Source organism: Nocardioides sp. P86 (assembly GCF_023712465.1).
Taxonomy (GTDB): Bacteria; Actinomycetota; Actinomycetes; order Propionibacteriales; family Nocardioidaceae; genus Nocardioides; species Nocardioides kribbensis.
The window spans coordinates 1427763-1449367 of the sequence record NZ_JAMAYE010000001.1 but is presented as its reverse complement, the minus strand read 5'-3'; the positions used below and the strand labels follow the sequence as shown (position 1 = coordinate 1449367).

Here is a 21605-nt window from a genome sequence, read left to right as displayed (position 1 = left end):
GGCCGGGCTGGCTACGGTGACGGCCATGACGTCGCTGACCCGCGGACCGCTGCCGGCGCGCGTGTACTGGGTGCGCCGCGGCATCGTGCTCCTGCTGCTCGTGCTCCTCCTCGTGGCCCTGGTGCGGATCGTCGGCGCCCTCACCGGCGGCGACGAGACCCCGCAGGCCGTGCAGACGGCCGCCGACCCGGCCCCGACCGCGGCGCCCGAGGCCAGCCCCTCGGCCACCCCCACCGACGCCGCCACCGACGGCCCCACCGTGGGCGCCAGCGCAGGCCCCACCGCAGAGCCCACCCGGCGCCCCGACCGACCGCGCGCCACCCGCACCCCCGAGCCGGTGCCGGCGCAGCCCGACGGGCCGTGCGACGACGGCGAGCTCGAGGTGGTGCCGAGCGTGACCTCGGCCGTGGCCGGCGGCGAGGTGGGCATCGACGTGGCCGTGCGCTCCCTGGACTCCGAGGCGTGCACCTGGACGACCTCCGCGCGCGAGCTGACCCTCAAGATCACCTCGGGCGACGACGAGATCTGGACGACGCGCGAGTGCCGCCGGGCCGTCGTGCCGCAGGACGTCGTGGTGCGCAGCGCCGAGGCCACCACGGTGGAGGTCGTGTGGTCGGGGCGCCGCTCCGACGCCGAGTGCACCCGCGCGGCCGACTGGGCGCTGCCGGGGTGGTACCACGTCGCCGCGGCCGCGATCGGCGGCGAGCCCGCCGACGTGCAGTTCCGGCTGCTCTCGCCGGTGCAGGAGGCCGAGCAGGAGGCGCAGGACGAGGCCCGCGAGGGCGGTCGCCCTCAGACGTAGCGCTCGAGGATGGTCGACTCCGCCAGGCGCGAGAGTCCCTCCCTCACGCTGCGGGCGCGCAGCTCGCCCACGCCCTCGACGGCCTGGAGGTCGTCGATGCCGGCCGAGAGCAGCTTCTGCAGGGTGCCGAAGTGGTCGACGAGCCGGTCCACCACCGACCCCGGCAGGCGCGGCACCTTGGCCAGCAGCCGGTAGCCCCGCGGCGCCACGGCACCGTCGAGGTGCTCGCCGTTGCCCAGCCCGAGCACCCGGGCGGTGGCGGCCGGGTCGACCAGCTCGGTGGGGCTCAGCGCCTCGAGACGCCCGAGCAGCTCCTCGGGGCTCTTGCTGCGACGCCCGGCGGGCAGGTAGTCGCGCACGACCAGCTCGCGCTCGGCGTCGACCCCGGTGACCAGCTCCTCCAGCTGCAGCGAGAGCAGGCGGCCGTCGGTGCCCAGCTCGAGCACGTAGTCCTCGATCTCGCGGGCGATGCGGATGACCATCTCCAGGCGCTGGGCCACGACGGCCACGTCGCGCACCGTCACGAGGTCCTCGACCTCGAGCGCCGACAGGGTGCTCGACACCTCGTCGAGACGCAGCTTGTAGCGCTCCAGGGTGGCCAGCGCCTGGTTGGCCCGGGAGAGGATCTGGCCGGAGTCCTCCAGCACGTGGCGGGTCTCGCCGACGTAGGCGGCGATGATCTGCATCGACTGCGACACCGAGATCACGGGGTAGCCGGTCTGCTTGGCCACCCGGTCGGCGGTGCGGTGACGCGTGCCGGTCTCCTCCGAGGGGATCGTGTGGTCGGGCATGAGGTGGACGGCCGCGCGGATGATGCGCGTGTTGTCCTTGTCGACGATGATCGCGCCGTCCATCTTGGCCAGCTCACGCAGGCCGGTGGCGGTGAAGGGCACGTCGAGGGTGAAGCCGCCCGTGGCGATGGACTCCACGGTCTTGTCGTGGCCGAGCACGATCAGCGCGCCGGTGCGCCCGCGCAGGATCCGCTCCAGACCGTCGCGCAGGGAGGTGCCGGGAGCGATCGAGGCCAGGGTCGCGCGCAGGCGCAGGGTCTCGTCCGAGCGGTCGGCGACCACGAGGTCCTCCAGGGTGCGGGTCGGCGGCCCCGGCGGCCGCCACGAGGGAGTCTAGGCGCCCGTGCGCCCGCCCGCGCGGTGATGGCGGGGTCGTGACGCCGTTGTGACCCGCGCGGGCGCCGCCTCGGGCCCGGGCTCAGGTCTGGGGCACCCGCGGCGGGCGGACCTCGTCGCGCCCGACCAGCCGCAGCAGCCGCAGGGCGGAGGCGACGTCGGGCACGTCGAGGACCTTCATGCCGTCGACGACCCACGACTCCGGCGAGCGCCGCGCGGCCTGGCCCGGCTCGGAGGGCACGACGGCCACCCGGAAGCCCAGCCGGGCGGCCTCGGCCACCCGCTGCGGCAGGTCGCGCACCCGGCGCAGCTCACCGGCCAGGCCGATCTCGCCCATCGCCACCACCCCGGTCGGCGGCGCGACGCCGTGGCTGGCCGAGACCAGCGCGATCGCGAGGGCCAGGTCGCTGGCCGGCTCGTGGAGCCGGGCGCCGCCGACGGTGGAGGCGAAGACGTCGTGGGCGTGGAGCCTGACGCCGCAGTGCTGCTGGAGCACGGCCAGCACCATCGCCACGCGCGAGGAGTCGAGCCCCGACGTCGTACGCCGGGGACGCTCCAGCGCGGAGGGGGTCACCAGGGCCTGCACCTCGGCCAGCAGCGGGCGCCGCCCCTCCAGGGTGACGGCCACGCACGTGCCGGCGACCTGGCCGTGGTGCTGCTCGACGAAGAGGCCGGTGGGGTCGGTGACCGCGGTGATGCCGTCGGCGGAGAGGTCGAAGCAGCCGACCTCGTCGACCGGGCCGAAGCGGTTCTTCATGGCCCGCACCATGCGGAAGCGGGAGTTGCGGTCGCCCTCGAAGTGCAGCACGACGTCGACGAGGTGCTCGAGCACCCGCGGGCCGGCGATGGAGCCGTCCTTGGTGACGTGGCCGACCAGCACGGTGGTGATGTTGCGGGTCTTCGCCACGCGGATGAGCGCGGCGGCGACCTCCTTGACCTGGGTGACCCCGCCGGGCACGCCGTCGACGCCGGAGGCGCCGATCGTCTGCACGGAGTCGACGACCAGCAGCGTCGGGCGGGTCTCCTCGATGTGGGTCAGCACCGCGCCCAGGTCGGTCTCGGCGGCGAGGTAGAGCTCGGGCTGCACCCCGCCGGTGCGGTCGGCGCGCAGCCGCACCTGCGAGGCCGACTCCTCGCCGGTGACGTAGAGCGTGCGGTGGCGCAGGCGCGCGGTCTGGGCGGCGACCTCGAGCAGCAGCGTGGACTTGCCGACGCCGGGCTCGCCGGCCAGCAGGATGGCGGCGCCGGGCACGAGGCCCCCGCCGAGCACCCGGTCGAGCTCGGGCACGCCGCTGGTGCGGAAGGAGGACTCCTCCACCGACACCTCGCCGATCGGCACGGCCGGGGTCGTGACGGGCGCCGCGGCGGCGCGGTGGACCGGCGCCGAGGCCTCGGCCACCGAGCCCCACGCCTGGCACTCACCGCAGCGGCCGACCCACTTGCCGGTCTCCCAGCCGCACTCGGTGCAGCGGTAGCCGGGACGGGCTGCGCGGGTGGAGGTCTTGGCCATGGGGCGCACGCTAGGCGACCCCACCGACAGCGCCCGCGGCCCGGGCCCCCGCCGCCCCGCGCGCCCCGCGCGGCGGGGCCGGCGACCTCACCCGGGAGAACGGGGGACGGCGCCGCGGCGGCAAAGTTATGCTTCTGCTTGGATCGATCAAGAGCACCGGCCGCCGACGGCCGGAGCGAGCTGTCAGGAGACGCCGGTGGGGGTGCGGAACGCGTCGCGCGGGCCCGGTCGCCCTGCCGTCCCCACGGGTGCGCCGCCCACGCTGGCCGACGTGGCCGAGCGGGCCGGCGTCTCGCGCCAGACGGTCTCCAACGCGGTCAACAACCCCGACCTGCTGCGCGCCGACACCCTGCTGCGCGTGCAGCAGGCCATCGCCGAGCTGGGCTACCTGCCCAACCGGGCCGCCCGCAACCTGCGCACCCGCTCCTCCCACCTGATCGGCCTGCGCATCAGCGCCGCCCAGGAGGGCACGGCCAACGCCACCATGGACCGCTTCGTCCACTCCCTGGTCGAGACCTCGCGCGACGCGGGCTACCACGTGCTGCTCTTCGCAGGGGAGGCCGACGACCCGCTGTCGGGCTACGACGACCTGCTGCGCTCCACCGCGGTCGACGCCTTCGTCGTCACCGACACCTACCTGGGCAACCCCCAGGCGGGCTGGCTCGGGTCGCGGCGGGCTCCTTTCGTGGCCTTCGGCCGGCCGTGGGACGCCCCGGAGGCCCACCACCCCTGGGTCGACGTCGACGGGGCCGCGGGCTGCGAGCTGGCCACCCGCCACCTGCTCGAGCGCGGCCACCAGCGCGTCGCGTGGATCGGGTGGCGCAAGGACTCCCCGATCGGGGAGGACCGGCGCGAGGGCTGGCGCCGCGCCCTGCACGCGCAGGGGCTGTCCTCGGCCGGCCTCGCCGCCCGGGTCGACGACACCGTGACCAGCGGCGCGCAGGCCAGCGCCGCCCTGCTCGACGACGCCGCGCCCACGGGCTTCGTGTGCGCCTCCGACACCCTGGCGATGGGCGTGCTCCAGACCCTGGCCGCGCGCGGGCTGACCCCCGGCCGCGACGTCGCCGTCGTCGGCTTCGACGACTCCCAGGTCGCCCAGGTCGTCACCCCCGGTCTCACCTCGGTGCGCCAGCCGCTGGAGCAGGTGGCGATCGAGATCGTCTCCGCCCTGGAGGGCCTGCTCGGCCACCCGCCCCGCGTCGGCGACGGCGTCCTGCTCACCCCGACCCTCGCCGTGCGCGGCTCCAGCTGACCGCTGCGGCTAGAAGCGCTTCCACCACAGGTTGACGGCGTAGTCGACCTCGAGGCCCTCGTGCTCGCCGAGCACGGCGTCGGCCACCGGGCCCGGCAGCTCGACGCGGGTGACCGCCTCGAGGTCGGCGCGGGAGGTGAAGCGCCAGCAGACGTCGAGCGGCACCCGCGTCCAGCCGCGGGTCGACCAGAAGCGCTCGACGACCGCGGGCGGGTCGAGGTGGGGGTAGCCCCGGCGGAACCAGTCGCCGAAGGTGGAGCGGGTGGGGTCGTTGTCGACCACGAAGGCCGTGCCGCCGCGGGCCACCACGCGGTCGAGCTCGGCCAGTCCCGGCTCGCAGCCGGGTCCGAAGAAGTAGGCCCACCGCGCCTGGACGACGTCGACCGAGGCGTCGGGCAGTGGCACGTCCTGCGCGGTGCCCTGGAGCACGCCGACGCCGGCCAGGCGCGACGTACGCCGGCGCGCCAGCGCCACCAGGTCGGGGTGGGGCTCGACGCCCACGACGCTGCCGGCGCGCTCGGCCCACCGGGGCAGGTGGAAGCCGGTGCCGCAGCCCAGGTCGAGGAAGCGCTGCCCCGACCAGTCGTGCAGCGCGGCCATCGCGGCCTCGATGCGCCGCTCGGGGTCGACCGCGGTGTTCTCGAGCTCGTAGGTGGCGGTGTGGTGCCAGATGTTGGGGCTCGGCACCGCACCGGGCGAGGGGCGGCTCACGAGCCGTCGCCGACCGGTGTCAGAGCCGGACGAGACCCGACGGGGTCTGCAGCTGCACCGCGATGATGCCGGGGGTGCCGTGCGGGGCGACCCACTCCACCTTGACGTCCTCGAGCGGCGCCTCGACGGTCTCGCCGAGCCACTCGCTGACGCGCTGCGGGTCGCCGGCGATCTCCAGGCAGGCCAGCGCGTAGCCCTCGTCGGCGCCCTGGCTGGGGTGCAGCTCGGCGGGCACCTCCCACTGCAGGAAGAACGGCAGCTGCGGGTCGGCGATGAGGCCGTTGAGGCCGATCTGCTTCCAGCGCAGCTCGGTGCCGTCGGGGAGGTGCCGGCTGCCCTGCGCGGCCTCGCGGCCCAGGCGCTGCTCGGCGACGCTGATGTCGTCGACGGCCACGGCCCAGCCCAGCCAGCCGCCGCCGAGGGCGGAGCGGGCGCGGACGGCCTGGCCGAAGGGGGCCTTGTCGGAGGCGGGGTGGTCGAGCACCTCGACGATCTCGAGGTAGGTGCCCCCCGCCAGGGCCAGGGTCATGTTGCGGGTGCCGAAGCGGGGGTGCACACCGCCGTCGCTGAACTCGCGACCGAGCAGGCGCCCGATGCGCTGGGCGGTGCCCGCGAGTCCGTCGGGTCCGGCGGCGTAGGAGAGGTGGTCCAGGCGCATGTCAGGAATTGTGGACAACACGCCCGCAGCGCTTGACACCGGGGTCGGGTTCTCTCGACATCGAGAGTTCTTTACTCGCGGGTCCGGCCCGGCGAGGGGCGGGGCGACGGGTCAGGGCGGGGCGGGGCGCAGGTCAGGGCCGGGGGTCGGCCGGGTGCAGCGCGAGGGCGCTGCGCGAGCGCACGTGGGCCTCGCAGTGGCGCGCGAGCTCGGCGTAGGCCTCGGGGCCCATGAGGGCGGTGAGCTCGGGGGCGTGGGTGAGGTAGACCGGCTCGGGGGCGATGTGGGCCTCGGTGTTGCCCGAGCAGTACCAGTCGAGGTCGTGGCCGCCGGGCCCCCAGCCGCGGCGGTCGTACTCGCCGATCGAGACCTCGGTGACCTCGGTGCCGTCCTGGCGCTCGACCTCGCGGAAGGTGCGCCGGATCGGCAGCTGCCAGCACACGTCGGGCTTGGTCTCCAGCGGCTCGCGGCCCTCCTCGAGCGCCAGGGCGTGCAGCGCGCAGCCGGCGCCGAGGGCGGAGCCGGGCCGGTTCTGGAAGATGCAGGCGCGCTGGCCGTCGACCTCGGTGACCAGCGTCTTGCGCGCCCCCTCGTCGTCGGTCTCGACCCACACCGAGGCGTCGACGGCGCCGGGGGCGGCGTCGGGTCCGCCCGGGTGCTGCTGCCACAGCCGGCCGTCGAGGCGGGCGACGTGGCCGGCCACGCGCTCCTCGTCGCCCTCGTCGGCGAAGTGCGCCCCCAGGGTGCAGCAGCCGACGTCGGGGGCGTCGGCGTAGATGCCGGCGCAGCCCTGGCCGAAGATGCAGGTGTAGGACGAGGTCAGCCAGGTCAGGTCGCAGCGCATCACCTCGGAGGCGTCGGCGGGGTTCTCGAACTCCACCCACGCGCGGGGGAACACCAGGTCGACCTCGGGCACCCGCCGAGCCTACGGGGAGTACGTTGAGGCCATGCGTCTGGGCGTGCTCGACATCGGCTCCAACACGGGCCACCTCCTCGTCGTCGACGCCCACGGCGGGGCGGCGCCGCTCCCGGCGTACTCCTACAAGGAGCCGCTGCGCCTGGCCGAGGTGCTCGACGAGCACGGCGCGGTCTCGCAGGCCGGCATCGACGCGCTCACCGCCTTCACCGCCCAGGCCGTCGTGGTGGCCGAGGACAAGGGCTGCGAGGACATGATCGGCTTCGCCACCTCCGCGGTGCGCGACGCGGTCAACTCCGAGGCCGTGCTCGACCACGTCGAGGCCCGCACCGGCGTGCGGATCGGCGTGCTCTCGGGCGAGGACGAGGCCCGGCTCACCTTCCTGGCCGTACGCCGCTGGTTCGGCTGGTCGGCGGGCCGCCTGGCCGTCTTCGACATCGGCGGGGGGTCGCTGGAGATCGCCGGCGGCGGCGACGAGGCGCCCGACGTGGCGTGGTCGATGCCGCTGGGGGCCGCCCGGCTGGCGCGGCAGTGGTTCGGCGGCGGTCCGCCCGACGACGACGCCATCAAGAAGCTGCGCAAGCAGATCCGCGCCGACATCGCGCGCGACGCCGGCAACCTGCTGCGCGCCGGAGCCCCCGACCGGGCCGCGGCCACCTCGAAGACCTTCCGCTCCCTGGCCCGCATCTGCGGGGCCGCGCCCTCGGGAGACGGCCCGCTGGTGCCGCGGGTGCTGCCGCTGGCCGAGCTGCGCGAGTGGATCCCGCGGCTGGTCACCATGACGCCCGAGGAGCTCGCGGCCCTGCCCGGCGTCTCCCCGAGCCGGTCGCACCAGATCCTGCCCGGCGCGCTGGTGGCCGAGGCATGCATGGACATCTTCGACCTCCAGGCCCTCGAGATCTGCCCGTGGGCGCTGCGCGAGGGCGTCATCCTCGAGCGGCTCGACCAGATCAGCGTGCTGGGCTGACCCGGTGAGCGACCCCGTCCCCGCCCCGGCGGGCGGTCCGACCCGCGTCGGCCTGTCCACCTCGTCGGTCTACCCCGAGTCGGCCGCCCGCGGCTTCGAGCGCGCCGCCGCCCTCGGCTACGACGCCGTCGAGGTCATGGTCGCCCTCGACCGCATCACCCAGGACCCCACCGCGCTGCGCCAGCTCTCCGAGCACCACGGCGTGCCGGTGTGCTCCGTGCACGCCCCCTGCCTGCTGCTGACCCAGGCCGTGTGGGGCGCCGAGCCGTGGGCCAAGCTCCAGCGCTCGGCCGACATGGCCCACGAGCTCGGCGCGGAGGTCGTGGTGGTGCACCCGCCGTTCCGCTGGCAGAAGGACTACGCCCGCGGCTTCGTCGACGGGATCGCCGCGCTGGAGGAGTCGACCGGCATCCGCTTCGCGGTGGAGAACATGTATCCCTGGAAGGCCACCTCCAAGCGCGGCGTCGAGGTCTACCAGCCCGGCTGGGACCCCTCGGCCGAGCCCTACGCCAACACCACGATCGACCTGTCGCACGCCTCCATCGCCGGCTCCGACGTCGTCGCGATGGCCGAGCGGCTCGGCCCGCGGCTGCGCCACGTGCACCTCACCGACGGCAGCGGCTCGACCAAGGACGAGCACCTCGTGCCGGGGCGCGGCACCACCGGCGCCGACCGGTTCCTGCGCCACCTGGGCGCCAGCGGCTTCGCCGGCGACGTGGTGGTCGAGATCAACACCCGCCGCAGCGGCAGCGAGGAGGCCCGCGAGGCCGACCTGGCCGAGTCGCTGGCCTTCGCCCGCGAGCACCTCGCCGGCTGAGCCCGCCGTCGCGGGTGCAGCCGCCCCGCTGCAGCCCGCCCTCGCCACGGGAGCCGCAGGGGCCCGTCGTAGATTGACGTCATGTCCCTGCTCCGCCAGCCGCTCCTGCTCCTCGCGCGGAGCTCCCAGGTCAAGAGGCTCGTCAGCACCATGCCGGTCTCCGCGGGCATCGTCCGCGGCTACGTGCCGGGGGAGAGCACCGACGCCGTGGTCGCGGCCACGGCGGCGCTGGTCGACGACGGCCTGACCGTCACCCTCGACCACCTGGGCGAGGACACCACCGACCGCGCCCAGGCCGAGGCCACCGTCGCGGCCTACGTCGAGGTGCTCAAGGCGCTCGCGGCGCGCGGGCTGACCCGCCACGCCGAGGTCTCGGTCAAGCTGAGCGCGATCGGGCAGTTCCTGCCCGACGACGTCGCCCCCGAGGGCGGTCACCGCCTCGCGCTGGAGAACGCCCGCACCATCTGCCGGGCCGCCCGCAACGCCGGCACCTCGGTGACCCTCGACATGGAGGACCACACCACCACCGACTCGACGCTGGCGATCCTGCGCGACCTGCGCAAGGACTTCCCCGAGACCGGGGCCGTGCTCCAGGCCTACCTCCACCGCACCGAGGACGACTGCCGCCAGCTGGCCTACGAGGGCTCGCGGGTGCGGCTGTGCAAGGGCGCCTACAACGAGCCCGAGTCGGTGGCCTACCAGGACCGTCTCGAGGTCGACCGGTCCTACGTGCGCTGCCTCAAGGTGCTCCTGGCCGGCCAGGGCTACCCCATGATCGCCACCCACGACCCCCGCATGGTCGAGATCGCCTCCTCGCTGGCCAGCCGCTTCGGGCGTCAGCCGGGCAGCTACGAGTTCCAGATGCTCTACGGCATCCGGCCCGAGGAGCAGAAGCGGCTGGCCGGCGAGGGCGAGACCGTCCGGGTCTACGTGCCCTACGGCCAGGAGTGGTACGGCTACCTGATGCGACGCCTCGCCGAGCGTCCGCAGAACCTGTCATTCTTCCTGACGTCCCTCATCTCCAAGAAGTAGCTCCGAAGGAGGCGCCGCGCATGGCGCAGACCGCACCCGCCGCCCAGACCGCGATCATCGGGGCGGGGGTGATGGGCGAGACGCTGCTCTCGGGTCTCGTGCGCGCCGGTCGCCGCGTCGACCGCCTGCTGGTGGGGGAGAAGCGCGCCGAGCGGGCCCGCGAGCTCGAGGAGCGCTACGGCGTCTCCGTGGTCGGCAACCTCGAGGCCGCCACCCGCGCCGACACCGTCGCCCTGGTGGTCAAGCCCCAGGACATGGGCGACGTGCTCGCCGAGATCGCGTCCGGTCTGCGCCCCGGGCAGCTGCTGGTCTCGCTGGCCGCGGGCATCACCACCGGCTTCATCGAGGAGCGGGTGCCCGAGGGCGTCGCCGTCGTGCGGGTCATGCCCAACACCCCGGCCCTGGTCGACGAGGGCATGGCCGGCATCTCGGCCGGCTCGCACTGCAGCGAGGCCGACCTCGCCGAGGCCGAGGCGCTCATGGGGTCGGTGGGTCGCGTGCTGCGCATCCCCGAGCGCCAGCAGGACGCCGTCACCGCCATCTCGGGGTCGGGCCCGGCCTACATCTTCTTCGTCGTGGAGTCGATGATCGAGGCCGGCGTGCACCTCGGGCTGCCGCGCAGCACCTCCACCGACCTGGTCATCCAGACCCTGGTGGGCTCGGCCAAGATGCTGCGCGAGACCGGCACCCACCCCACGGTCCTGCGCGAGCAGGTCACCTCCCCCGGCGGCACCACGGCCTCGGCGCTGCGCGAGCTGGAGCAGCACGGCGTGCGCGCGGCCTTCCTGGCCGCCATGGAGGCCGCGCGCGACCGCTCGCGCCAGCTGGCCCAGGGCCAGTGAGGTCGGGCCAGTGAGGTCGGGCCAATGAGGTCGGGCCGGTGAGGTCGGGCCGGTGAGGTCGGGCCTGCCGTGGGCGTGGGGCACGACGCCGGCCGACCTCGCGCGGTCGCTCCCGGTCGACGCGGTGCTGCCCGAGCGCCGGGAGGGCGCAGCGGTCGCGATGGACCGCGCCGTGCCGGTCGCGGCCCCCGCCGCGCTGACGTGGCGCTGGCTGTGCCAGACCGCGGTGGCGCCGTACTCCTACGACCTCGTCGACAACCTGGGCCGGCGCAGCCCGCGGGAGCTGACGCCGGGGGCCGAGCGGCTCGAGGTCGGCCAGCGGATGCTGGGGGTCTACGAGCTGCTCGCCGTCGACGAGGGCCGCTCCTGGACCGGGGTCACCACCGCCACGGCCAGCCGCCCGCTCGGCCCGATCGGCGTGACGTACGCCGTCGTGCCCGACGACGACACGGGCGGCGGGCCGTGCCGGCTGGTCTGCCGGATGACCGCCCGCGGGGCGACCCGCCCGCAGCGGCTGCGCGCGGCCGCCCTGGCCTGGGGCGACCTGGTGATGATGCGCAAGCAGCTGCTCACGCTGGCCGCCCTGGCCGAGCGCGACGCCCGCCGCTGAGCAGCGCGGCGTCGCGACCCCGCCCGTGGCGCGCCCTGGCAGGCTGGGGCCATGAGCGATCCCGACGTGCGGTTCTGGTTCGACCCGGTGTGCCCCTTCGCGTGGATGACCAGCCGCTGGGTGCGGCTCGTGCAGTCGCAGCGCGACTACGACGTGGAGTGGCGCTTCATCTCGCTGCGGCTGCTCAACGCCCACGTCGACTACGACGCCCACTTCCCGCCGGAGTACGAGGCCGGCCACACCGCCGGCCTGCGCATGCTGCGGCTGTGCGCGCAGGCGCGCGACGACCACGGGCCCGACGCGGTGGCCCGGCTCTACCCCGCGCTGTCGACCCGCGTCTTCGACGTCGCGCCCGACGCCTACGACCCGACCGACCTCGACGGCCTCGTGGTCGCCGCCCTCGAGGAGGCGGGTCTGCCCGCCGGGCTGGCCGCGCACCTCGACGACACCGACCGCGACGCCCAGCTCCAGGCCGAGACCGACGAGGCCCTCGCCCTCACCGGCAAGGACGTCGGCACCCCGATCCTCCACGTCGCACCGCCCGAGGGCGCCGCCTTCTTCGGCCCGGTGATCAGCCGGATGCCGAGCGAGGAGGAGGCCGGCGAGCTGTGGGACCACGTGGTCGGCCTGGCCCGCTTCCCGGGCTTCGCCGAGCTCAAGCGCAGCCTGCGCGAGAAGCCGCAGCTGCGCTCCTTCGGCGTCGAGCCGGGTGACGTGGGCGGCCAGGAGGACTGGCACGCCGGCAGCCGGCGGCAGAAGAAGTAGGGGAGCGGGCCGTGAAGGTGCTGCGCACGCCCGAGGACCGCTTCGCCGCGCTCGAGGAGGACTGGCCCGCCTCCTACGCCGAGGTCAGCGACCCCGACGACCCGCCCGAGGCCGCCCTGCGGATGGCCTACGTCGACCTCGGCCCGCGCTCGGTGGAGGCGCCGGTCGCCCTGCTGCTGCACGGCGAGCCGACGTGGTCGTTCCTCTACCGCGACGTGGTCGCCGACCTCGTCGCCCGCGGCGTGCGCTGCGTCGTGCCCGACCTGGTGGGCTTCGGTCGCTCCGACAAGCCCGTGCGCGTGGCCGACCACTCCTACGCCCGTCACGTCGAGTGGGTGCGCGAGCTGGTCGTCGACGTGCTCGACCTGCACGACGTGGTGCTCGTGGGTCAGGACTGGGGCGGCCTGATCGGGCTGCGGCTGGTCGCCGAGCACCCCGAGCGCTTCGCCGCCGTGGTCGCCGCCAACACCGGGCTGCCCACGGGCGACCGCGACATGCCCGAGGTGTGGTGGGACTTCCGTCGCGCGGTCGAGCGCGCCGAGGTGCTCGACGTCGGCCGCCTGGTCGCCTCCGGCTGCGCCCGCCCCTTGCGCCCCGGCGCACGCGAGGCCTACGACGCCCCCTTTCCCGACGAGGCCTTCAAGGCCGGGCCCCGCGCCATGCCCCTGCTGGTGCCGACCCGGCCCGACGACCCCGCGACCGCGGCCAACCGTGCGGCCTGGGAGCGGCTGGCCCGCTGGGAGCGGCCGTTCCTCACCGCCTTCAGCGACCTCGACCCGATCACCGGGGCAATGGCTCCGGTGCTGCGCCGCGCGGTGCCGGGAGCGGCCGGCCTGGAGCACCCGGTGGTCACGGGCGCGGGCCACTTCCTGCAGGAGGACGACGGCCCGGCGCTGGCCGCGGCCGTCGCCACCGTGCTCGACCTCTGAGCCGCGGGCCCGGTGACACCACCACCGCTCACAGGCCCATGGCGGCCTCGGCCCGGGCCAGCACGGGCTCGGTGACCTCACGGCACCGAGCCGCCCCGTCCGCGAGGACAGCCTCGACGTGGCCGGGGTCGGCGGTCAGCTCGGCGTAGCGGCGTTGCACCGGCTCCAGCGCCGCGACGACGGCGTCGGTCACGGCGCGCTTGAGGGCGCCGTAGGTGGTGAGGCCCTCGGTCGAGCCACCGCACGCCACCAGCACCTCGAGGAGGTTCGTCACGCCGGGTTTGGTCTCGCGGTCGGCGCGCACGGCGTCGGGCCCGGTGTCGCTGTCGGTGACGGCCCGAGCGATCGTGCGGCGCACCACGTCGGGCGGGTCGAGCAATGCGACGACCCCGGCCGCCGAGGCGGCCGACTTGCCCATCTTGGTGCGCGGGTCGGCCAGGTCCATGACCCGGGCACCGGTTGGCGGCGTCACGATCCTGGGCACGGTGAAGACCTCGCCGTAGGTCCGGTTGAAGCGCAGGGCGAGGTCGCGGGTCAACTCGACGTGCTGACGCTGGTCGTCGCCCACCGGGACCTCGTCGGGGCGGTAGAGCAGGATGTCGGCGGCCATGAGGGCGGGATAGGTGTAGAGCGAGACGCGGCTGCCGCCCGCGCCTCCGGCGCGCTGCTTCTCCTTGAACTGGATCATCCGGTCGAGCTCGCCCACGTGGGCGGTGGACTCCAGGAGGTAGGCCAGCTGCGCGTGGGCCGGCACCCGGCTCTGCACGAAGAGCGTCGCCTCCTCGAGACCCACGGCGAGCAGTGTCGTGGCCAGCTCGCGGGTCAGTGCGCGCAGCCGGTCCGGCTCGTGCTCGACGGTCAGGGCGTGCAGGTCGGCGACGCCGTAGAAGCACTGGGCGTCGCGTTGGCCGGCCACCATCGGCCGCAGTGCGCCGAGAAGGTTGCCCAGCGTCAGGCGGCCGGTCGGCTTGAGCAGGGACAGTCGGCGGGTCGTGCCGGTGTCGGCGGTGGTGTCGGCGTTCGTGCCGACGGGGGGCGTCGTCATGGGGGTCTCCTGGTGAGAGCCCTCGGACGAGGAGTGCCGGTGCGATGGTGCACGAACGGCCGCCCGAGGGCGGCCGTGGTGTGGTGGTGCGTGCTGGTCGGTGGGCCGCCGGTCAGGCGGGCCACCAGGTGGACGGGGACGTCGTGAGCACGAGCGCAGGTTACACCGGGGTAGCGTCGAGGGCGTGCCCGTCTGCCCCGGACCTTCCACGGTCGTCTTCGACCCCAGCCTGACGGCCTATGACTTCGGCCCCGGCCACCCCATGTCGCCGCTGCGGGTCGACCTGACCATGCGGCTGGCCGAGGAGCTCGGTGTCGTCGGCGAGGGCGGGCTGCGCATGGTGCCGGCCCCCATGGCCGACGAGGAGCGTCTGGTCACGGTGCACGACCCCGCCTTCATCGAGGCCGTGGTGCGCGCCGGCAGCTCGGGGCGCGCGGAGCCCGACTTCGGGCTCGGCACCGAGGACGACCCCGTCTTCCGCGGCATGCACGAGGCCTCCGCCCACGTGGTCGGCGCCAGCGTCGAGGCCTTCCGCCAGGTCTGGTCGGGCGACTCGCTGCACTCCGCGAACATCTCCGGCGGCCTGCACCACGCGATGCGCGACCGGGCCAGCGGCTTCTGCATCTACAACGACGTCGCCGTCGGCATCCGCTGGCTGCTCGACCAGGGCGTGGAGCGGGTGGCCTACGTCGACCTCGACGTGCACCACGGCGACGGCGTCGAGCGCGCCTTCTGGGACGACCCCCGGGTGCTCACCGTGTCGCTGCACGAGACCGGGCAGCTGCTCTTCCCCGGCACGGGCTTCGCCACCGACACCGGCGGCGAGGGGGCGGAGGGCTCCGCGGTCAACGTCGCGCTGCCCCCGGGCACCGGCGACGCCGGCTGGCTGCGCGCCTTCCACGCCGTCGTGCCCCCGCTGCTGCGCGAGTTCGCCCCGCAGGTGCTCGTCACCCAGCAGGGCTGCGACTCCCACGCCGACGACCCGCTGGCGCACCTGATGCTCTCCGTCGACGGCCAGCGCGCCGCCTACCTCGCCCTGCACGACCTCGCCCACGAGGTGTCGCAGGGACGCTGGGTGGCGCTGGGCGGCGGGGGCTACGAGCTGGTGCAGGTCGTGCCGCGGGCCTGGACCCACCTGCTCGCGGTGGTGGGCGGTCGCCCGCTCGACGCGCTCTCGGCCACGCCCGGCGGCTGGCGCGAGCACGTCGAGCACACCCTGGGCGTCAACGCGCCGCTGCGGATGACCGACGGGCAGGACCCGGCGTACCGCGACTGGGCCGACGGCTACGACCCCGACACCTGGCTCGACCGCGCGGTGCACCAGACCCGGATGGCGGTCTTCCCGCTGCACGGTCTCGACCCGATGCCCTGACTGGACCACCGCCCCTTCCGGGACGGTCCGATCCGGCCCGTGCAAGCCGACACGCCGAGCCGATCAGTCCAACTCGCGTCTCCTCTTCCCCACGAGTCACTTCTGGCTCTATTCTCACGGCTACGTGGCCGTGGGAGCACTGGCGGGGAAGCTGGTGGCGTGCCGCAACAGAAAGTCGGTGCTCGATGATTGCCAACACGCCCGGAGACATCTCCGACGCCAATTTCCTGACCGTCGCCGAGGTGGCGGCCATGATGCGCGTCTCGAAGATGACGGTCTACCGCCTGGTGCACAACGGCGACCTCGCCGCGGCGCGCGTGGGTCGTTCCTTCCGCGTTCGTGAGGAGGACGCCAACGAGTACATCCGGCGCAGCTTCTACGACGCCGGCTGACGGCCCTGCCGGCGGGGACGGTCTGCTCGGGCGACCCTGATTCTGCGGCTCACCCCCGGGCGGATAGGCTGACCGGGCCCTGCGTCGACACGCAGGGCCTACCAGTCTCGAAAGGTTCACCCGTGGGTTCTGTCATCAAGAAGCGGCGCAAGCGCATGGCCAAGAAGAAGCACCGCAAGCTGCTCAAGAAGACGCGCGTCCAGCGTCGCAAGCTCGGCAAGTAAGACCGGCCGGTCGGTCGAGGTGTCGTGAGCCGCGTCGTGCTCGTGACCGGGGTCTCCCGAGACCTCGGTCGCCGCTTCGCGCGCACGCTGGCCCTCGACCCGACCGTCAGCCGTGTCATCGGCGTCGACGTCACCCCGCCCCGGGGCGACTTCGGTGACGTGTCGTTCGTGCGGGCCGACATCCGCAACCCGGTGATCGCCAAGGTGATCGCCAAGGAGGACGTCGACACCGTCGTCCACATGAGCGTCATCTCCACCCCCAGCGGCGCCGGGGGCAGGAACTCGATGAAGGAGCTCAACGTCATCGGGACGATGCAGCTCCTCGCGGCGTGCCAGCGCGCCGAGAGCGTGAGCCGCCTCGTCGTGAAGTCGACGACGACGGTCTACGGCGCCAGCAACCGTGACCCGGCGATGTTCACCGAGGACATGGAGCCCCGGCGTCCCGCCCGCGCGGGCTACGCCAAGGACGTCGCCGAGATCGAGGGCTACGTCCGCGGCTTCGCGCGGCGCCGGCCCGACGTGGGCGTCACGATGCTGCGCTGCGCCAACGTGATCGGTCCCCACGTCTCGAGCCCGATGACGTCCTACTTCCGCAGCCCCGTCGTGCCCACCGTGCTCGGCTACGACGCCCGGCTGCAGTTCCTGCACGAGCGCGACCTGTTCTCCGCGCTCAGCCACGCCGTGACCGAGGACGTCGCCGGCACCTACAACGTCGCCGGCGACGGCATCCTCATGCTCTCCCAGGCCGTGCGCCGCCTCCAGCGCCCCACCGTGCCGCTGCCCGGCCTGGCCCTGGGGCGGCTCTCCTCGACGCTGCGCTCGACCGGGATCGCCGACCTCTCGCCCGAGCTGCTCGGCATGCTGACCTACGGCCGCGGCGTCGACACCACGCGCATGCGCGAGGGCCTCGGCTTCACCCCCGAGTTCAGCACCGCGGAGGCCTTCGCCGACTTCGCCGCCCTCATGCCCAGCGGCCCCCGGCGCAGCGAGCGCGTGCTCGCCGGGCTCGGCCGGGTCTTCCCCGTGCCCGACCCCGACCCGGTCGGCCCCCGCGCCGTGCCGGCCCTCGGGAGCGACCGTGGGTGACGCCGAGATCATCCCCATCGGCACGCGCGGACGGCCCGGACGAGGCACGGGCACGGCGCCGTCGTCGGCCGCCCGCGGTCTCGCCGGCGGAGCCGGCGGCGAGCCGCGTCCGGTGCGACGCAAGGCCGACGCCGCCCGCCGCGCCGACGCGGCGACCGGGCCGGTGGACGAGGCCCCCGGCGCCGCGGACCCCGCCACCGAGCCCGTCGTGCAGCCGGCCGCCGAGCCCGACGCCGAGTCCCTCGTCGAGCCGTCCGGCACGGAGACCCCCGCCGCGACCCTGCCTGAGGGGGAGTCGCCGCGGCCCGCGGTGACCGCGCGCGAGCGGCACCCCCACGCCGGCATCCCGGCCGCGGACCTGCTCGCGGCCTTCCAGCACGCCAGCCGCGAGCTGTTCGGCGAGCAGTGGGAGGCGCAGCTGGCCCACTTCCTGGCCTTCCTGCGCCGTCGCGTCACCGGCGACTACGCCGTCGACGAGTACGGCTTCGACCAGGAGGTCACGCAGCGCTTCTTCATGGCGGCCCTGCGCCCGATCGCCGAGAAGTGGTTCCGCATCGAGGTGCGCGGCATCGAGAACATCCCGGCCGAGGGCGGTGCCCTGGTGGTCTCCAACCACTCGGGCACGCTGCCGATCGACGGGCTGATGACGATGGTGTCGATCCACGACCGGGCCGGGCGCTTCCTGCGCCCGCTCGGCGCCGACCTGGTCTTCCGGATGCCCGTGGTCAGCTCCCTGGCCCGCAAGAGCGGCGCCACCCTGGCCTGCTCCGAGGACGCCGAGCGGATGCTGCGCGGCGGCGAGCTGGTCGGGGTCTGGCCCGAGGGGTTCAAGGGGATCGGCAAGCCCTACTCCCAGCGTTACAAGCTGCAGCGCTTCGGCCGCGGCGGGTTCGTCTCGGCCGCCCTGCGCACCGGCGTGCCGATCGTGCCGCTGTCGGTGGTCGGCGCCGAGGAGATCTACCCCCTGATCGGCAACATCCCGTCGCTGGCCCGCCTGCTGGGCGTGCCGTACCTCCCCATCACGCCGCTCTTCCCGCTGCTCGGGCCGCTCGGCCTCGTGCCGCTGCCCTCGAAGTGGCTGCTGGAGTTCGGCGAGCCGATCCGCACCGACGAGTTCGACGCCGGTGCCGCCGACGACCCCATGCTCGTCTTCGACGTCACCGACCAGGTGCGCGAGACCATCCAGCAGACGCTCTACACGCTGCTGATGGAGCGCGAGTCCGTCTTCCGCTGATCCTCGTCGCCGTCCGGCACGGGCGGGCCCGGGTGGTCGTCGCGGTCGATCAGCCGCCGGTGAGCGGGTCGGTCAGACCGCCGACGACGCCCCCCACGCCACCGACGACGCCGCCGACGGTGTCCTCGAGGTCGTCGACGACCTCGCCGAGGTCCTCGCCCACGTCGTCACCACCGCCGGGACCCGAGACGGGCTCGTCGCCGTCGAGGAGGTCGGTCAGGGGGTCCTTGCCGCCGCCGGTCGAGGGGGAGCCGTCGTCGCCGCCGCCACCGTCCACGGGGGAGGGGCTGGGGAGCACGTCGGTGGGGCTGGTCTGGCCGCCCTGCGGCGGCACCGTGACACTGCCGGGACCCAGCGGCTGCTGGCGCTGGCGAGGACGGGTGGTCTCGGAGTCGGCGCGCGGGCCGGTGCCGGCGGTGAGCACGTCGTCGCTGAGCCGGCCGACGGCCTGCAGCAGCCACGACGGGATCCGGGTGATCCCCGCGCCGGCGCAGGTCGGGCACAGCTGGTCGACCTGCGCGTCGATGGTGGCGAGCACGTCGCCGGCGCGCACGAGGGAGCCCCGGGTCTCCTCGGGCAGCAGGCCCGAGAGGGCGTCGAGGTCGGCCAGGCTGGTCGCGGTGAAGTCCTTGAGCTCGGTGATCGAGCCCTCCCGACCGGTCGCGGCGTAGTCGCCGAGGAGCAGGTCGCCGGCCTCGGCGGCCTGGACCGCGAAGTCGTCGAGGGTGCGGGTGATCACCGCGGCGTCCTCGACCTCGCCGGAGCGGCTCAGCTGGTCGACCTCGGCCAGACGGCCCGACGCGTTGGCCAGGAGCGTCGCGCCCTTGTCGTCGTCGCCGACGCTGACGCCAGTGTGGGCGTTCTCGATCGCGCGCTTGAGCGGGTAGAGCACGTCACCGGGCAGCGCGCTCTGGGCGGCCACGGCCATCGTGGAGGTGGCGCCGACGACCGCGAGACCACCGATGGCGGCGGCGAGGCGCCGCTCGCGGCGACCGTGGCGGGGAGCGACGGTGAGGCGGTCGACGACCGCGGGGGACGTGCGCGTGGCGACCAGCTCCGAGGCCGCCGCGGTCATCAGCCGCTCGCGCAGGTCGAGCACGAAGTCGGGCCGCGGCTCGGGGGCGGGCTCGGCGCGCAGGGCCTCGACGAGGGCGAGCAGCTCGGCGTGGCGCGCCGCGTCGGCCCGGCCGGTCGAGGCGTCCTCGACGAGACGGGCGAACTCCTCCGCGCGGCGTCGTGCCGGGCGGAAGGCGTCGCGGTGACCGGTGCTCATCCCTGCTGTCCTGTCGTCGTCGCCGAGGGGCTCGGCTGATGGGTCGGGGCGCCGGACGCGCGGTGGGCCGACACCAGGGAGAACGACGCGCCGGGCGCGAAGGTTACGCCCCGTGAGGAGGCGGTTGCCACGGGATCGCAGCAGGGTGCAGGCACTCGGGCAGGCGCGGCGCCGAAGCGGGGGAGGGAGGCGGCGGAGGCAGTCATCAGTCGCGGATCCCCTCGGGCATCAGCTTGGCCAGGTTGCGCACGCCGCGCAGCTGGAGCTGCTTGATCGCGCCGTCGCTGCGGCCGAGCACGGCTGCGGTCTCGGCGATGCTCATCCCCTGCAGGAAGCGCATCACCAGGCAGTCGCGCTGCTCGTCGGGGAGCTCGCCGAGCGCGCTCACCAGCATCTCGTTGGTCAGGCCCGCGAGCACGGTGGCCTCCGGACTCTCGGTCGCGTCGTCGTGCTGACCCATGTCCTCGGTGGTCAGCTCGAGGCGGGTGCGACCGGCCTTGAAGTGGTCGGTGGCCAGGTTGCGCGCGATGGTCATCAGCCAGGCGCCGAAGTCCTTGCCCTGCCAGCGGAAGTTCTGCATGCTCCGCAGCGCCCGGAAGAAGGTCTCGGAGGTGAGGTCCTCGGCCAGCGAGGAGGACCGGGTGCGGTAGTAGAGGAAGCGGTAGACCGCGACGTGGTAGTGGTCGTAGAGCAGGCCGAAGGCCTCGCTGTCGCCGCCGCGGGCCAGCTCGACCAGCGCGATGAGGCGCGTGCGGTCGGCCTCCGACTCCTCCGACGAGGTGGCCAGGTCGCCGTCGCCGAAGCCTCCGGGTCCCCCGGAGCCGGGGACCCCGTGACGGTCGTCGGCGCCGGCCGACTCGGTGCGTAGGGCGGACCAGGCGGGGCCGTCGGGGGCCAGGAGGGGGGCGGGGGCCAGCAGAGTCGCGACCGCGACGCGCAGGGCGTCGAGCCCGCGCGCGACGTCATCGGCGTCCCACGGCATGTCGCTGCGTCCTCCCCACGTGCTCCCCCACAGAGCCACTCGATGGTAGGACGCCGCGGAGCCGGTGGGAATGGAATCGGGCAAATGAAATGTGACACGGAGTTACATCTCCGGGTCGGGCGGTGTCGACGCCGGCAAGCGGCGCCGACGACTCCGGGGGGTCAGCCGCGGCGGCCGCGCACCGCGACGCCGGCGGCGACGGTGCCGCTGACGGCCCCGGCGGCGGCACCGACGAGCAGCCCGGCGCGGGCGGCCTTGCGCCCGGTGCGGTAGTCGCGGACGCGCCAGCCCTGCTCGCGGGCGTGGTGGGCCAGCCGGGAGTCGGGGTTGATGGCGCAGGCGTCGCCGACCATCGAGAGCATCGGCAGGTCGTTGAAGGAGTCGGAGTAGGCCGAGCACAGGGAGAGGTCGAGGCCCTCCCGGGTCGCGAGGGCGCGCACCGCCTCGGCCTTGGCCGGGCCGTGCAGCATGTCGCCCACCAGGCGGCCGGTGTAGACGCCGTCCTCGGTCTCGGCCACCGTGCCCATCGCGCCGGTCAGCCCGAGCCGTCGCGCGATGATGCGGGCGATCTCGACCGGTGCGGCCGTGACCAGCCAGACCCGCTGCCCCTGGTCGAGGTGGAGCTGTGCGAGGGCCCGGGTGCCGGGCCAGATGCGGTGGGCCATGGCCTCGTCGAAGATCTCCTCGCTGAGCTCCTCCAGCTCGGTCACGGTGTGACCGGCGATGAAGCCGAGCGCGGAGTTGCGGGCCTCGGCGACGTGGTCGGGGTCCTCCACGCCCACCACCCGGAAGTAGGCCTGCTTCCAGGCGGCCCCGACGATCTCGCGGGTGGTGAAGAACTTGCGCCGGTGCAGCCCGCGGGCCAGGTGGAAGATGCTCGCGCCCTGCATCACGGTGTTGTCGACGTCGAAGAAGGCCGCACGCAGCGGGTCGGCCGGCATGTGCAGGGCGGTCTCGACCTCGGCGGCCGCGGCCGCTGCCTCGCCGGCCAGCGTCGAGCGCTGCTGCAGGTTGGGGAGCGTGCGCCGCTCGGCCGGGGGTGTCACGAGACCAGACTAG

The 21605-nt window shown here is 74.5% G+C and carries 23 protein-coding genes; 14 read left to right on the top strand and 9 right to left on the bottom strand.

The window, feature by feature from the left end:
- The first annotated feature begins 25 nt into the window (after positions 1-25).
- Positions 26-802 (top strand): DUF3558 domain-containing protein, encoded by a 777-nt coding sequence (locus M3673_RS06870; RefSeq protein WP_251532656.1) that lies wholly within the window; start codon positions 26-28, stop codon positions 800-802.
- On the opposite strand, the gene disA is transcribed toward M3673_RS06870, so the two are convergent.
- Together disA and radA are read right to left on the bottom strand one after the other, a co-directional pair.
- Positions 793-1875, bottom strand: coding sequence for a DNA integrity scanning diadenylate cyclase DisA (gene disA, locus M3673_RS06865; RefSeq protein WP_200919148.1), 1083 nt, complete (start codon positions 1873-1875; stop codon positions 793-795). The genes M3673_RS06870 and disA overlap by 10 nt on opposite strands.
- Positions 1876-2011: 136 nt before the next feature.
- Positions 2012-3439, bottom strand: coding sequence for a DNA repair protein RadA (gene radA, locus M3673_RS06860; protein ID WP_056864868.1), 1428 nt, complete (start codon positions 3437-3439; stop codon positions 2012-2014).
- A 271-nt stretch (positions 3440-3710) separates the two neighbouring features.
- Here radA and M3673_RS06855 point away from each other — a divergent pair, with 271 nt between their 5' ends.
- Entirely contained in the window at positions 3711-4691 is a 981-nt protein-coding gene (locus M3673_RS06855; RefSeq protein ID WP_228942702.1) for a LacI family DNA-binding transcriptional regulator, read from the top strand.
- A gap of 9 nt (positions 4692-4700) precedes the next feature.
- Here the strand turns inward: M3673_RS06855 and M3673_RS06850 are convergent, their stop codons facing one another.
- The 3 genes from M3673_RS06850 to M3673_RS06840 all read right to left on the bottom strand — a co-directional run bounded on the left by M3673_RS06850 (position 4701) and on the right by M3673_RS06840 (position 6976).
- Positions 4701-5402, bottom strand: a complete 702-nt coding sequence (locus tag M3673_RS06850) for a class I SAM-dependent methyltransferase (RefSeq protein ID WP_193661945.1) — start codon at positions 5400-5402, stop codon at positions 4701-4703.
- 19 nt (positions 5403-5421) lie between these two features.
- Positions 5422-6060 carry a VOC family protein gene (locus M3673_RS06845; protein WP_193661946.1) on the bottom strand — a complete coding sequence of 213 codons (639 nt, stop codon included), beginning with the start codon at positions 6058-6060 and terminating at the stop codon, positions 5422-5424.
- A 133-nt stretch (positions 6061-6193) separates the two neighbouring features.
- Entirely contained in the window at positions 6194-6976 is a 783-nt protein-coding gene (locus tag M3673_RS06840; RefSeq protein WP_251532655.1) for a hypothetical protein, read from the bottom strand.
- Between the two features lie 31 nt (positions 6977-7007).
- Here M3673_RS06840 and M3673_RS06835 point away from each other — a divergent pair, with 31 nt between their 5' ends.
- The 7 genes from M3673_RS06835 to M3673_RS06805 all read left to right on the top strand — a co-directional run bounded on the left by M3673_RS06835 (position 7008) and on the right by M3673_RS06805 (position 12938).
- A complete protein-coding gene (locus M3673_RS06835; protein WP_193661947.1) occupies positions 7008-7943 on the top strand; it encodes a Ppx/GppA phosphatase family protein in 936 nt (311 codons plus the stop codon).
- 4 nt (positions 7944-7947) lie between these two features.
- On the top strand, positions 7948-8760 hold the full coding sequence (locus tag M3673_RS06830) for a sugar phosphate isomerase/epimerase (protein WP_251532654.1): 813 nt from the start codon (positions 7948-7950) through the stop codon (positions 8758-8760).
- Between the two features lie 87 nt (positions 8761-8847).
- Positions 8848-9792: a proline dehydrogenase family protein gene (locus M3673_RS06825; RefSeq protein WP_056905457.1), complete on the top strand. Its 945-nt coding sequence runs from the start codon at positions 8848-8850 to the stop codon at positions 9790-9792.
- Between the two features lie 20 nt (positions 9793-9812).
- Complete coding sequence (proC, locus tag M3673_RS06820) at positions 9813-10634, top strand: pyrroline-5-carboxylate reductase (protein WP_193661949.1); 822 nt, start codon at positions 9813-9815, stop codon at positions 10632-10634.
- Positions 10635-10686: 52 nt separating this feature from the next.
- Positions 10687-11244 carry a hypothetical protein gene (locus M3673_RS06815; RefSeq protein ID WP_251532653.1) on the top strand — a complete coding sequence of 186 codons (558 nt, stop codon included), beginning with the start codon at positions 10687-10689 and terminating at the stop codon, positions 11242-11244.
- A gap of 51 nt (positions 11245-11295) precedes the next feature.
- Positions 11296-12009 carry a hypothetical protein gene (locus M3673_RS06810; RefSeq protein WP_251532652.1) on the top strand — a complete coding sequence of 238 codons (714 nt, stop codon included), beginning with the start codon at positions 11296-11298 and terminating at the stop codon, positions 12007-12009.
- 11 nt (positions 12010-12020) lie between these two features.
- Positions 12021-12938 (top strand): haloalkane dehalogenase, encoded by a 918-nt coding sequence (locus M3673_RS06805; protein ID WP_193661952.1) that lies wholly within the window; start codon positions 12021-12023, stop codon positions 12936-12938.
- Positions 12939-12966: 28 nt separating this feature from the next.
- Here M3673_RS06805 and trpS read toward each other — a convergent pair whose 3' ends face one another.
- The gene (gene trpS / locus M3673_RS06800; RefSeq protein WP_251532651.1) at positions 12967-13983 is read right to left on the bottom strand and encodes a tryptophan--tRNA ligase; all 1017 of its coding nucleotides are present in this window, start codon (positions 13981-13983) and stop codon (positions 12967-12969) included.
- 184 nt (positions 13984-14167) lie between these two features.
- Between trpS and M3673_RS06795 the strand changes: the two genes are divergently transcribed.
- From M3673_RS06795 to M3673_RS06775, 5 genes are all read left to right on the top strand, one after another.
- The gene (locus M3673_RS06795) at positions 14168-15355 is read left to right on the top strand and encodes an acetoin utilization protein AcuC (RefSeq protein WP_056864858.1); all 1188 of its coding nucleotides are present in this window, start codon (positions 14168-14170) and stop codon (positions 15353-15355) included.
- A 185-nt stretch (positions 15356-15540) separates the two neighbouring features.
- Entirely contained in the window at positions 15541-15747 is a 207-nt protein-coding gene (locus tag M3673_RS06790; RefSeq protein WP_251532650.1) for a helix-turn-helix domain-containing protein, read from the top strand.
- Between the two features lie 122 nt (positions 15748-15869).
- Positions 15870-15971 carry a 30S ribosomal protein bS22 gene (locus M3673_RS06785; protein WP_008356322.1) on the top strand — a complete coding sequence of 34 codons (102 nt, stop codon included), beginning with the start codon at positions 15870-15872 and terminating at the stop codon, positions 15969-15971.
- Positions 15972-15995: 24 nt separating this feature from the next.
- Positions 15996-17057 carry an NAD-dependent epimerase/dehydratase family protein gene (locus M3673_RS06780; protein WP_228942705.1) on the top strand — a complete coding sequence of 354 codons (1062 nt, stop codon included), beginning with the start codon at positions 15996-15998 and terminating at the stop codon, positions 17055-17057.
- Positions 17050-18291 (top strand): lysophospholipid acyltransferase family protein, encoded by a 1242-nt coding sequence (locus M3673_RS06775; protein ID WP_251532649.1) that lies wholly within the window; start codon positions 17050-17052, stop codon positions 18289-18291. Before M3673_RS06780 ends, M3673_RS06775 begins: the two co-directional genes overlap by 8 nt.
- Before the next feature lie 49 nt (positions 18292-18340).
- Here the strand turns inward: M3673_RS06775 and M3673_RS06770 are convergent, their stop codons facing one another.
- The 3 genes from M3673_RS06770 to M3673_RS06760 all read right to left on the bottom strand — a co-directional run bounded on the left by M3673_RS06770 (position 18341) and on the right by M3673_RS06760 (position 21592).
- Entirely contained in the window at positions 18341-19564 is a 1224-nt protein-coding gene (locus tag M3673_RS06770; RefSeq protein ID WP_251532648.1) for a DUF5667 domain-containing protein, read from the bottom strand.
- Between the two features lie 205 nt (positions 19565-19769).
- Positions 19770-20546 (bottom strand): sigma-70 family RNA polymerase sigma factor, encoded by a 777-nt coding sequence (locus M3673_RS06765; protein ID WP_251532647.1) that lies wholly within the window; start codon positions 20544-20546, stop codon positions 19770-19772.
- Between the two features lie 161 nt (positions 20547-20707).
- The gene (locus tag M3673_RS06760) at positions 20708-21592 is read right to left on the bottom strand and encodes an HAD family phosphatase (protein WP_200919146.1); all 885 of its coding nucleotides are present in this window, start codon (positions 21590-21592) and stop codon (positions 20708-20710) included.
- Positions 21593-21605: the final 13 nt, after the last annotated feature.

Coding starts and splice junctions, on each gene's coding strand:
- M3673_RS06845 (WP_193661946.1), bottom strand. CDS start 6,060: ATGCGCCTGGACCACCTCTCCTACGCCGCCGGACCCGACGGACTCGCG.
- M3673_RS06770 (WP_251532648.1), bottom strand. CDS start 19,564: ATGAGCACCGGTCACCGCGACGCCTTCCGCCCGGCACGACGCCGCGCG.
- trpS (WP_251532651.1), bottom strand. CDS start 13,983: ATGACGACGCCCCCCGTCGGCACGAACGCCGACACCACCGCCGACACC.
- M3673_RS06810 (WP_251532652.1), top strand. CDS start 11,296: ATGAGCGATCCCGACGTGCGGTTCTGGTTCGACCCGGTGTGCCCCTTC.
- M3673_RS06835 (WP_193661947.1), top strand. CDS start 7,008: ATGCGTCTGGGCGTGCTCGACATCGGCTCCAACACGGGCCACCTCCTC.
- M3673_RS06790 (WP_251532650.1), top strand. CDS start 15,541: ATGATTGCCAACACGCCCGGAGACATCTCCGACGCCAATTTCCTGACC.
- M3673_RS06870 (WP_251532656.1), top strand. CDS start 26: ATGACGTCGCTGACCCGCGGACCGCTGCCGGCGCGCGTGTACTGGGTG.
- M3673_RS06765 (WP_251532647.1), bottom strand. CDS start 20,546: ATGCCGTGGGACGCCGATGACGTCGCGCGCGGGCTCGACGCCCTGCGC.
- radA (WP_056864868.1), bottom strand. CDS start 3,439: ATGGCCAAGACCTCCACCCGCGCAGCCCGTCCCGGCTACCGCTGCACC.
- proC (WP_193661949.1), top strand. CDS start 9,813: ATGGCGCAGACCGCACCCGCCGCCCAGACCGCGATCATCGGGGCGGGG.